The sequence below is a fragment of the Rhodococcus sp. 06-1460-1B genome, assembly GCF_002258475.1.
In the GTDB taxonomy this organism is placed as follows: domain Bacteria; phylum Actinomycetota; class Actinomycetes; order Mycobacteriales; family Mycobacteriaceae; genus Rhodococcoides; species Rhodococcoides fascians.
This window is the reverse complement of sequence record NZ_NOYS01000046.1, coordinates 80,319-90,827: the sequence shown is the minus strand read 5'-3', so window position 1 is coordinate 90,827 and position 10,509 is coordinate 80,319. Positions and strand designations below refer to the sequence as shown.

The window sequence follows — 10,509 nt, the reverse complement described above, 5'->3', positions numbered from 1 at the left end:
CGGTCGATAACCCTTCGCCACCAACACATTGTCCCGCACCACCGACAATGGGGTGCCTCGACACTCGAGACACCCCACCATCAAAATGCAACAGCCCCCAGAAGGAACCTAACCGCACCACTGCCGGAGGCACCGATGCCCAACAACGAGTTCGGAGACTTCCAGACTCCGATCGAGTTGGCGCGCGCCTTGGTCAACGCCCTGCCTCGTCGCGACTGGACCCGCGTCCTCGAACCCACCTGCGGTGTCGGGAACTTCCTGTCGGTGATAGCCCGGACTCATCCTGAAACAGAGCGCGTCGGGATCGAGGTGCAGCCCGAGTATGCCTCGTCAGCAGCACAATTCGGCAGGATCATCAGAGCGTCGATCTTCGACTTCGATCTGGCCCGAGATATCGAGTGGAGTTCGGGGGCCGGCGCGACCCTCGTGATCGGCAACCCACCGTGGGTCACCAACTCGCAACTGTCGGTGCTCGATGCCGCCAATCGACCCGCACGCACGAACACGAAGAACGCTCGCGGCATCGACGCGATCACCGGCAGCTCGAATTTCGATATCGCAGAATACATCTGGATCAAACTTCTCACCGAGTTCAGCGATAGACCGGTGACCATTGCGATGATCTGCAAGACCCAGGTCGCGCGCAATGTTCTGCTGCACAGCGCGCAGCAGCAGCTTCCGGTGACCGGTTCGAGTCTACGAATGATCGATGCGAAGAAGTGGTTCGACGCGGGGGTCGATGCCTGCTGGTTCACCGTGGAACTCGGGCCGGGCAAGGCCGACTACACCGCGCAGACATATCCGCGCATCGATGCGTCACAACCGGACAACAGAATCGGAGTCGTCGACGGCCAACTGGTCGCGAACGTCGATGCATATCAGCGCAGCAAGCACTTCGACGGCACAAGCCCTCTGGTGTGGCGGCAAGGCATCAAGCACGACGCCACCGCGGTGATGGAGTTGGCCGAGAATGGCGGCCCGCGAACCAAACTGGGAACCGGCGTGGACATCGAAGCCGACTACCTGTTCCCACTCTTCAAGTGCACCGATGTCTACCGCGACAAGCTGGACTCGGTGTCCAGGTGGATGATCGTGCCGCAGTCGCATACCGGTGACGACACCGAGCAGTTGGCGCACACCGCACCGAAGTTGTGGGCATACCTCAACGCCAACGCCGCGGCGCTCGACGGGCGGAAGTCGTCGATCTATCGCAACAGAGCCCGGTTCTGCATCTTCGGTGTAGGCCCGTACACGTTCGCGCCGTACAAAATTGCGATTTCCGGGTTCCACAAGATCCCACAATTCAGGATGGTCGGTCCCTACGACGGCAAACCAGCGGTGTTCGACGATGCCACCTATCTGCTCCCTTTCGAGGACCCCGCAGCCTGCTCCGTCGCCCACGCGTTACTGACCGGGCCCGAAGCAACCGATCTCATTGCGGCCCTGGCATTCTGGGACAGCAAGCGGCCCGTGACGAAGAAGCTCTTGCAACGCATCGATCTCGCGGTGATCGCCCGGGGGACCGACCCCGTCGTACTGAGTGAGCGTTCCGCAGCGGCGGCAGCTGCGCACGGTCTAGTGTTCGAGGCAGCATCGCTCACTCACGCGGTGGATCTCGCGAGAGGCAAAAAGCTGTGACTGTCGATCCTCCTCAACGACAACCCGTTCCAGAGCTGGTCCTCTTTTTCATCGGCGGTGGCATGTTCGTGGTGGCTACCGTGGCGAAGTGGAGCGCGTTGATCTTCGTGTCTATCTTCCTCTGCGTATTTGCCGGTTTCGCAGCCCTCATTTCGACATGGCTGGCCCGTCAGAGTCGGCGCATCATCGCACTGCTCACCATCCTCGGATTCGTCCTGACAGGTATCGGTGTCGCCTACATGGTCAGGGACGCCTCGGAACCCGTCATCTTTTCTCCCGGGCTCGTCCTCTACCCCGGAGGCATCATCGCACTGTCCGGCATCATCAACCTGCTGTCAGGCCTCATACAGAAGTCGCGCCGACGCAGTGGAGACGTCACAGATCGGTCTTGATCGTTTCGGTCAATCGGTCGAGGTAGTCGGCGTTGCGTTTGTAGTGCACCCAGGGCCCGATTTTGGTGCTCGTCACCAGGTGGGCGCGTTGTAGCACCGCCATGTACTGCGAGGCAGTCGACTGCGAGACGCCCGCTCTGGATTGAATATGCTTGAGGCACACCCCTACCTGTTCGGCCGGTTCGAGCTGCGGCGGAAAGTCGCTCGGGTCCTTGAGCCATTGCATGATCGCCAATCGCGCCGGGTTGCTGAGAGCACCGAACACTGCCGCAAGCTCCGCAGCGTTCAGTTCGTCTGCCACCCTCGAAGCGTACTCCAATATCGCAATATCGCGATCTGTGGTCTACTTACTCGGACATCGCAATATCGCGATATTTAGATAAGGAGAAGCCGATGAAGACAGCAGTAGTCGTGGGGGCCAACGGCGTGATCGGCGGAAATCTGGTCGAACACCTGCAGCGGACCGGGGCTTGGAACATCATCGGCCTGTCCCGCCGCGGCGGTATCGACAGCGAACGCGTCCAGCACATTGCGGTGGACCTGCTCGACGGCGACGAGACTCGATGCCGACTCTCGCACCTGACAGACGTCACGCACATCTTCTACGCCGCGTACCAGGAACGCCCCACCTGGGCCGATCTGGTGCCTCCCAATCTGGCGATGCTCGTCAACGTGGTCACCGTGATCGAGGACAGTTCTCCGAATCTGGAGCACATCAGCCTGATGCAGGGCTACAAGGTCTACGGTGCGCATCTCGGACCGTTCAAAACTCCTGCGCGCGAATCCGATCCACCACACATGCCGCCCGAGTTCAACGTCGACCAACAGCAGTTCCTCGAAAGCCATCAGGTCGGAAAGAGGTGGTCCTGGTCGGCGATCCGGCCATCGGTGGTGTGCGGTGTAGCGCTGGGCAATCCGATGAATCTGGCCACCGTCATCGCTGTCTACGCCACCATGTGCAAGAAGCTGGGCGTACCCATGCGATTCCCGGGCAAACCTGGTGCTTTCGGATCTCTGCTGGAAATGACCGACGCATCGTTGCTCGCCGAAGCGACCGTCTGGGCCGCAACCACTCCCGCGTGCGCGAATCAGGCGTTCAACATCACCAACGGAGACCTGTTCCGCTGGAACGACATGTGGCCGCGCATCGCGGACATCTTTGGCTTGGACACTGCAACCCCACTGCCCATGTCACTGGCCGACGTCATGGCCGACAAAGAGCCACTGTGGAATTCGATCGTTGCCGAACACGAGCTGAAGCCCACTCCCTACCGCGATGTGTCGTCCTGGGCGTTCGGTGACTTCGTGTTCTCCTGGGACTACGACGTCATATCCGACGGCTCCAAGGCCCGCCGTATGGGTTTTCATCGTTTCGTGGACACCGAGGCGATGTTCGCCGGCATCGTCACAGATCTCCGGCGGCAACGAATCATTCCCTGAGCGAATCGGGCTCGGTGGTTCCGCACCCGGGAGCTGTGGAGGCATAGGCTTTTCGACGCACGCCCCCGACAAGGAGATCGCCATGTCAGTGAAGTCCGAATCGACGTCCACTCGGCACGTGATGCCCAAGAAGCAACTACTCGCAGTCAGTATCGGCAATGCCGTCGAGTGGTACGACTGGACGGTCTACGCGACATTCTCGATCTACTTCGCCACCCAGATCTTCTCCGGTGACAACCCGGCTGTGGCTCTGTTGAGCACCTTGGCGACGTACTCGGTGGCGTTCTTCTTCAGGCCGCTCGGGGGCTTGCTGATCGGACGTTTTTCCGATCTCAGAGGGCGACGTCAGGCAATGATCCTGACGATCGCGATGATGTCGGGTGGGTCGTTCGCGATCGCGGTCCTCCCCACGTTTTCCGTAGCAGGGTGGATCGCTCCGATTCTGCTGTTGCTGGCCCGGATCGTCCAGGGCATGTCGATGGGCGGTGAAGTCTCCAACGCGTCGGCCTACCTCGCCGAGATCGCCCCGAACGACAGGCGGGGCCGATACTCGTCCTTCTATTACATCTCCACCGGCACGGCCATTCTCCTTGCCTCACTACTGGGCGCGTATCTGACCTTCGTGCTCGACGACGACCAACTGAGCTCGTGGGGCTGGCGCGTACCGTTCGTCATCGGCGGGCTGCTCGGAGTAGTGGGACTCTGGATGCGACGCGGCATGGCCGAAGCCGACAACCAGGAACGCAACGCAGTGAAGGCGAAGGCCGTGCGAAACCCGTTGTGGATGACCATGAAGCACCATCCTCGTGCCGTCCTGCAAGTCGTGGGATTCGTTCTCCTCGCCACTCTCGCCTACTACACGTTCTTCTCCGCGATGACGCCCTACGCCGTCAAGCAGCGCGGAGCGGAGGCCAACGACGTGTTCGTGGCCTTGTCGATTGCGACAGCGATGTTCGTCGCGTTGCAGTACCCCATGGGTGCTCTCGCGGACCGCATCGGCCGCAAGCCGCAATTGCTCACCTACGCTGCACTGTTCGCGATTCTGATCATCCCGCTCTCCAAGCTGATCGGGCCGTCGTTCGTCAAACTGCTGATCGTCTTCTGCGTCGGCCTGCTGCTGTTCGCGATGTGCTCGGCCATCATTCCTGCCGTTCTGGCCGAAGCCTACCCGGCAGAGCTTCGAGGTGTAGGTATCGGGGCCTGGTACAACCTCACGGTTGCGTTGTTCGGTGGCACCGCTCCGCTACTGGTCAATGCCTTGTCCGACGCAGGCCACGCCGACTGGTTCTTCTACTATCTCGCTGCAGCAGCTGTGATCTCGTTCTTGACGATGGTGTGGATGCCGGAGAAGCGTGGCCAGGACCTGGACTGATTCTCGGCGACACTACGATCGGATGGCACACCGCCCGAGGCCGTAGGAGAGTCAATGCACCCGTTCGACGCAGCAGTCGCACTCGAGAGTGTCGGCGAGGGCACGTACGCCGGACGTACGTCGCCGTCGTACAACAACATGGTCGGCCCGTTCGGAGGAATCACTGCTGCATCGTTCGTCCGGGCCATCGAGCTCCATCCCGCCTGCCAGGGAACACCGGTCTCGTTGACGGTGAACTTCGCCGGTCCTGTCGCCGAGGGTGATTTCGATATCTCGGCTCGCCCTGTGCGGACCAACCGAAGCAACCAGCACTGGTATCTCGAACTGACTCAGAACGGTGCGGTGGCGACGACCGCGACCGCGGTGTTCGGTTCGCGTCGTGAGACCTGGGACAACGTCGAGGCGACGGTCCCTGACGTTCCCTCCCCCGCCGACACGAAGCAGGGCGGTCTTCCCGACGCCATCGCGTGGGCACAGAACTACGAGATGCGTTTCGTGCACGGCGCACTGAGCGATCAGGAGTCCACTGACTCGATCGAAACTCTGTGGATCCGCGATACACCACCGCGGCCGATGGACTTCGCGGCCCTGACCTCGCTCAGCGATGTGTTCTATCCGCGGATCTTCCAGCGGCTCGGCAAGTATGTTCCGGCTGGGACGATCTCGTTGACTACCCATTACTTCGCTACGCCCGAGGATCTCGAGCAGCATTCCGACGGATACGTCCTCGGCACCGCGCGGGCACGCCGATTTCACCAGGGCTACTTCGACCAGACTGCCGAATTGTGGACCGAGGGCGGGATTTTGCTGGCCAGCAGTCACCAGATGGTCTACTACAAGGTGTGACTCACCGACGACTGTTCGAGCAGTCGTCGTACCGCGCCCCTGGCACCGTTGTCCTGCAGCGAACGCTTGGCTCGCTGGTACGCACCTCGTAGTCGCGGGCTAACCGAGAGGTCCCCGAACACTGCGCGATTGGTCAGGAATGCTCCGGGATTGTCGTGGTCTTCCCACGACAGTCGCTGCAGACGCTCCGCATCGACGTCGATCATGGGCACGTCTCCACGCTCGTACACCCCACACCATCCGGCGAGTATCAACGCGCAATGATCGACGGTCCGATCGTGCGCCAACCGATCTCGCAGTACCGGCAGCACGAACTTGGGAATCCGCGCGGAGGCGTCGACGATCTGACGTTCGAGGGTGTCTCGAACGGCCAGGCTCGAAAATCGTTGCAGCAGTTGCTCGATGTAGGCATCCAGGTCGATCCCCGGTACCGGCGCGAGCGTCGGGGCAGCCTCCGCACGCATGTACGACGCGACGAATTCGCGCATGTCCGGATCCGCCATCACCTCGTGGACGTGGGTGTACCCGGCGAGAATGCCGAGGTAGCTCATGGCCTGGTGGGATCCATTGAGCAGCCGAAGTTTCATGTGCTCGTACGGTGCGACATCGGAGACGAGTTGCACTCCTACTTCGTCGAACGGTGGCCGCCCGAACGAGAAGGTGTCTTCGAGTACCCACTGCGAGAACGATTCCGACTGGACGGGCCAGCGGTCGTCGATGCCGAAGTCACGTCGAGCATCCTCGATGACGGTCGACGTCGTTGCCGGCGTGATGCGATCGACCATCGAATTGGGGAACGCGGTCGTGGCATCGATCCAGTCGGCCAAGTCGCTGTCGTGGTGGCGCGCGAAGGACGTCAGCGCGGTGCGAGTGACCGCTCCGTTGTGGACGATGTTGTCGCACGACATCACGGTGAACGGCGGGACTCCATGGAATCGACGGGTGGCGAGAGCCACGGTCAGAAAACCGAAGACGCTCTTCGGTATGGAGAGATCCTCGAGATCCGCCAGCACCGACGGGTCGGTGGGCTCGAACGCTCCCGTCAGATCGTCGACGCCGTAACCGCCTTCGGTGATGGTCAGGGACACGATCATCGTGGACGGTGAACTGAGCACATCGATGACGGCCTGCGGATCGTCGGGTGCGAAAACGAAATCGGCGACAGAGCCGACGATTCGGGCGTCACGTATGCCGTCGGGGTCGACGGTCACGAGTGTGTAGAGGTAGTCCTGGGCGTCGAGGACCTCTCCGATTCTCTTGTCCTGGGGCAGTACTCCCACCCCGCACAGCGCCCAGTCCAGGTGCCCGGCCGCGAGCAATCGGTCGAAGTAGACCGCCTGATGTGCGCGGTGAAACGCACCGACACCGAAATGAACCACACCGCAGTGCAGTTCGTCCGCGTCGTACTCGGGCCTCGCGACGGTCGCCGGTAGGTGTTCCAACGTGGTGCGACGAAGCTCGGTCATGACTTCGGTCCTCGAGTCGGCTGAAGATGAAACGGACGTGGTGAGCGGTGGCGCTCCCGGGCAGGTTCTGCCACCAGGAGCACCACCGCAGTTCAGGGGTGAATCAGCAGGACGACTTGTAGACGTACTGTGCGCCTTCGCCGTCGATGTTGTCGGCGGTGATGACGTGGAAGCCGGTGGAGATGTCGGCGGTGACCGGCTTGTCGTCGATGGCAGCCATGGCCTGCTCGACGCCATCGGTGCCGATGGTGCCGGGCTGCTGAGCGATCAGTGCTTGCACCGTTCCCTCACGAAGCTGCTTGACCTGCGCCGGGCCCGCATCGAAGCCGACGATTTTGACCTGATCCTGCTTGACCGCCTGCCGAACTCCGGTTGCGGTGCCCTCGGCCGCAAAGGTGTTGGCAGCGAAGATGCCGACGATGTCGGGGTCCTTGGCCAGTGCGGCCGAGACCAGACGGGCTGCTTCGGCCGGATCGTTGTGGCTGTACTGCACGCCCAGGTAATCGAAGGCCGAGTTCGCTCCGACGGCTTCCTCGAAGCCTTCCACTCGGGCGTCGGCGGTGGAGACTCCTGGATCGGTGGAGATCACCAGTACCTTGCCGCCTGCCGGGCTGAGCCGCTCGATGGCGCTGAATGCCTCTGCGCCACCGCCCTTGTTGTCGGACGAGATGGAGGAGACCGCGATGGACGGATCTTCGAGAGTGGTGTCGACGAGGACGACCTTGATACCGGCCTTGGAGGCTGCCTCGAGGGGTGCCTGCATGGCGGCGACGTCGGTGGGCGCGATGAGAATGGCCGACGGCCGTGATGCCACAACCGAATCCACGATCGGCTTCTGCAGCGTCGGGTCGAACTTCACCGGCCCCTGGGTGTCGACGGTGACGCCTGCGTCCTTGGCCGCGGCCTCGATTCCGCACTGCATGCTGATGTAGAACTCGTCGCCGCTGACGCCCTGGATGAAGGCGATCTTGCCGCTGCCGCCACCGCTTGCGGAGTCGGACGAACAACCCGCCAGGAACATGGCGGAGACCGAAGCGACACTCAGTGCAACGACGGCGGTGCGTGATGTGATCATGGTCGACTTTCTTGTAAGGGGTTGCGAGTGAGGGAGTTCAGGGCCGGTCCGAAGCTAGGGACTTCGAGACCAGAGTCTCTTGAGGGAGCTGGGCGATTGGCCTCGACTTGCGGCGTCGCGTCGACGTTGGTCGAAGTACACCGCGGCGATGAGAACCGCACCGACGGCGACCTGCTGCCAGAAGGGCTGTACTCCGACGATGACGAAGCCGTTCTGCAGTACGGCCGGGATGAACAATCCGACGACGGTGCCGAACATGGTGCCGATGCCGCCGAAGAGGCTGGTTCCACCGATGACCACTGCCGCAATGACATTGAGGTTGGTCTGGGACTGGCCGGCGATCGCGGTGGTGCCGTACTGGGACAGCGACAGTATGCCCGCCAATCCGGCGAGGGTGCCGGAGAGTGCGTAGATCTTGACCAGATGCATGTCCACCTTGATGCCGACGCGGCGAGCGGACTGCTCCTTGGAGCCGACGGCGAAGGTGTAGAGGCCGAACTTGGTGCGGTGCAGAACGATTCCGAAGATGACGACCAGCACCAAGGCGATGCTCGAGATCAACGGGATGGTGGTGGCAGGCAGGTTTCCGTAGCCGATCGTGTCGACGAGAACCGGTGGTACGTCGCGGATGTCGACGCCGCCGGTGATGACCTGCGACAGACCGAGCGCCCCGCCCAGTGTGCCGAGTGTGACGATCAGCGGAGGCACTTTCGCCTTACCGATCAGAAATCCGTTCAGCAGGCCCCAGCACAGGCCGCATCCCAGCGCCACCACGATGCCGACGGCCGCCACTCCCCAGCCGTCGCCGCCGATCGCGGCCATCGTCTTCGCCGACACGACGCCGGAGAAGACGAGCACCGAGCCGACCGAGAGGTCGATGCCGCTGGTGACGATCACGAACGTCATGCCGATCCCGAGGACGGCCAGGATGGAGACGTTCTGGATGATCTGCCGAATGTTGCCCCATTCGGGGAAGCTGCCGGGGGCCATGATCGAGAACACCAGGCAGATCGCGGCCAGCACCAGCACGATCTGAAAGACCTGGACTCGCGCCAGTTTTCCGAGCGATTCGACGAGATCGAACGTGTGCCGTGACGGCCTGTCACCGGGAGGCAACGGCTCGAGCGATGGGGAGATGGTCTGGTTGCTCATCGTGTTGCTCCGGTGGTTGCGCCGGTCATCGCACCGACGAGTTCTTCCATGGTCGTGTTCTTGGCGTCGAGGGTGGCCACGCGCTTGCCCATCCGCAGCACCTGGACCCGGTCCGCTACCTCCATCACGTGGGGCATGGAGTGGCTGATGAACACCACGGCCACTCCCCTGTCCGCGACCCGGCGGATGGTGTCGAGAACGTTGCGCGTCTGCACCACACCGAGGGCGGCGGTCGGTTCGTCGAGAAAGACGACGCCCTTGGCCCAGGCGACGGCACGCGCGATGGCGATGGCCTGTTGCTGGCCGCCGGACATCGATCCCACCGGGACGGTGAGGCTGCGGACGGTGGCACCGAGTTCGTCGAGCGCATCCTGTGATTGCTTGCGCATCGTGGAGACGTCGAGGAAACCGAGACGGCCGAGCGGCCCCTTGGCCGGCAGTTCGCGTCCGAGAAACATGTTCTGTTGCGCGTTGAGATGCGGAGCGAGCGCGAGATCCTGGAACACCGTCTCGATTCCGAGCTCTGCCGCCACCGTCGGACTGTCGAGATCGACTGCTGTGCCGTCGAACAGGATCTCTCCGGTGTCGACGGCCAGGCTGCCCGAAAGAGCCTTGACCATCGTGGACTTGCCTGCGCCGTTGTCGCCGATGAGGGCGACGACCTCACCCGGGTAGATGTCGAAGTCTGCGTCGTCGAGGGCGCGCACGTTTCCGAAGCTCCTCGACAATCCCCTCGCTTCGAGGATCGGTGTCGCAGCAGGTGCAACGGTGGCCATGGGTACTCCTCGGTCGAATGGAAACGTTCGGGTGTGGGACAGGACGCCCCCGCCGACGCCGGTGCAGCACGGTTCGAGAACTGGGCCTGCGCGGCATGTCGAGCTCCCTGCGGGGCTCGCTGTGTTAACGAGTGTGACCCACACAACTCGCATTGTCACGTGTTTCGCGAAAATTCATGTCACCGGTGACATGGGCTGCCGGCCCGGCAGTCATTCCGCCGCAGTACGAGGCCGATATCCGACCACGGAGTACCGTCTCTGAACTGGACAAATGGACGATCTACACCGTTTTCGCGACGGGAACGACGCGCTGCGGTACCGTCCATGACACCGATGACATACGCGTCCACTC

At 62.3% G+C, this 10,509-nt stretch carries 10 protein-coding genes; 5 read left to right on the top strand and 5 right to left on the bottom strand.

The features are described from left to right. The first annotated feature begins 135 nt into the window (after positions 1-135). Together CH268_RS27495 and CH268_RS27490 are read left to right on the top strand one after the other, a co-directional pair. Positions 136-1,638: an SAM-dependent methyltransferase gene (locus tag CH268_RS27495; protein ID WP_094666544.1), complete on the top strand. Its 1,503-nt coding sequence runs from the start codon at positions 136-138 to the stop codon at positions 1,636-1,638. Positions 1,639-1,718: 80 nt separating this feature from the next. Next, positions 1,719-2,030 carry a hypothetical protein gene (locus CH268_RS27490; protein WP_141215200.1) on the top strand — a complete coding sequence of 104 codons (312 nt, stop codon included), beginning with the start codon at positions 1,719-1,721 and terminating at the stop codon, positions 2,028-2,030. On the opposite strand, the gene CH268_RS27485 is transcribed toward CH268_RS27490, so the two are convergent. Then, complete coding sequence (locus CH268_RS27485; RefSeq protein WP_094666541.1) at positions 2,014-2,331, bottom strand: ArsR/SmtB family transcription factor; 318 nt, start codon at positions 2,329-2,331, stop codon at positions 2,014-2,016. The two genes, CH268_RS27490 and CH268_RS27485, sit on opposite strands and share 17 nt — an antisense overlap. Positions 2,332-2,423: 92 nt before the next feature. Here CH268_RS27485 and CH268_RS27480 point away from each other — a divergent pair, with 92 nt between their 5' ends. The 3 genes from CH268_RS27480 (at position 2,424) to CH268_RS27470 (ending at position 5,688) form a co-directional block, all read left to right on the top strand. Continuing rightward, entirely contained in the window at positions 2,424-3,470 is a 1,047-nt protein-coding gene (locus tag CH268_RS27480) for an SDR family oxidoreductase (RefSeq protein WP_094666539.1), read from the top strand. Between the two features lie 82 nt (positions 3,471-3,552). Then, a complete protein-coding gene (locus tag CH268_RS27475; RefSeq protein ID WP_094666537.1) occupies positions 3,553-4,842 on the top strand; it encodes an MFS transporter in 1,290 nt (429 codons plus the stop codon). A gap of 54 nt (positions 4,843-4,896) precedes the next feature. After that, a complete protein-coding gene (locus CH268_RS27470; protein WP_094666535.1) occupies positions 4,897-5,688 on the top strand; it encodes an acyl-CoA thioesterase in 792 nt (263 codons plus the stop codon). On the opposite strand, the gene CH268_RS27465 is transcribed toward CH268_RS27470, so the two are convergent. The 4 genes from CH268_RS27465 to CH268_RS27450 form a co-directional block, all read right to left on the bottom strand. After that, entirely contained in the window at positions 5,676-7,154 is a 1,479-nt protein-coding gene (locus CH268_RS27465; RefSeq protein WP_094666533.1) for a mannitol dehydrogenase family protein, read from the bottom strand. The genes CH268_RS27470 and CH268_RS27465 overlap by 13 nt on opposite strands. 103 nt (positions 7,155-7,257) lie before the next feature. After that, positions 7,258-8,229 carry an ABC transporter substrate-binding protein gene (locus CH268_RS27460; RefSeq protein ID WP_094666531.1) on the bottom strand — a complete coding sequence of 324 codons (972 nt, stop codon included), beginning with the start codon at positions 8,227-8,229 and terminating at the stop codon, positions 7,258-7,260. Between the two features lie 54 nt (positions 8,230-8,283). Continuing rightward, positions 8,284-9,381 (bottom strand): ABC transporter permease, encoded by a 1,098-nt coding sequence (locus CH268_RS27455; RefSeq protein ID WP_032364378.1) that lies wholly within the window; start codon positions 9,379-9,381, stop codon positions 8,284-8,286. Continuing rightward, positions 9,378-10,157 (bottom strand): ATP-binding cassette domain-containing protein, encoded by a 780-nt coding sequence (locus tag CH268_RS27450; RefSeq protein WP_032364377.1) that lies wholly within the window; start codon positions 10,155-10,157, stop codon positions 9,378-9,380. The genes CH268_RS27455 and CH268_RS27450 overlap by 4 nt, the downstream gene beginning before the upstream one ends. Positions 10,158-10,509 lie beyond the last annotated feature (352 nt).

Bases quoted from the DNA above. Each gene is read 5' to 3' on its own strand.
- CH268_RS27470 (WP_094666535.1), top strand. From the start codon at position 4,897: ATGCACCCGTTCGACGCAGCAGTCGCACTCGAGAGTGTCGGCGAGGGC.
- CH268_RS27465 (WP_094666533.1), bottom strand. From the start codon at position 7,154: ATGACCGAGCTTCGTCGCACCACGTTGGAACACCTACCGGCGACCGTC.
- CH268_RS27495 (WP_094666544.1), top strand. From the start codon at position 136: ATGCCCAACAACGAGTTCGGAGACTTCCAGACTCCGATCGAGTTGGCG.
- CH268_RS27450 (WP_032364377.1), bottom strand. From the start codon at position 10,157: ATGGCCACCGTTGCACCTGCTGCGACACCGATCCTCGAAGCGAGGGGA.
- CH268_RS27460 (WP_094666531.1), bottom strand. From the start codon at position 8,229: ATGATCACATCACGCACCGCCGTCGTTGCACTGAGTGTCGCTTCGGTC.
- CH268_RS27480 (WP_094666539.1), top strand. From the start codon at position 2,424: ATGAAGACAGCAGTAGTCGTGGGGGCCAACGGCGTGATCGGCGGAAAT.
- CH268_RS27475 (WP_094666537.1), top strand. From the start codon at position 3,553: ATGTCAGTGAAGTCCGAATCGACGTCCACTCGGCACGTGATGCCCAAG.
- CH268_RS27455 (WP_032364378.1), bottom strand. From the start codon at position 9,381: ATGAGCAACCAGACCATCTCCCCATCGCTCGAGCCGTTGCCTCCCGGT.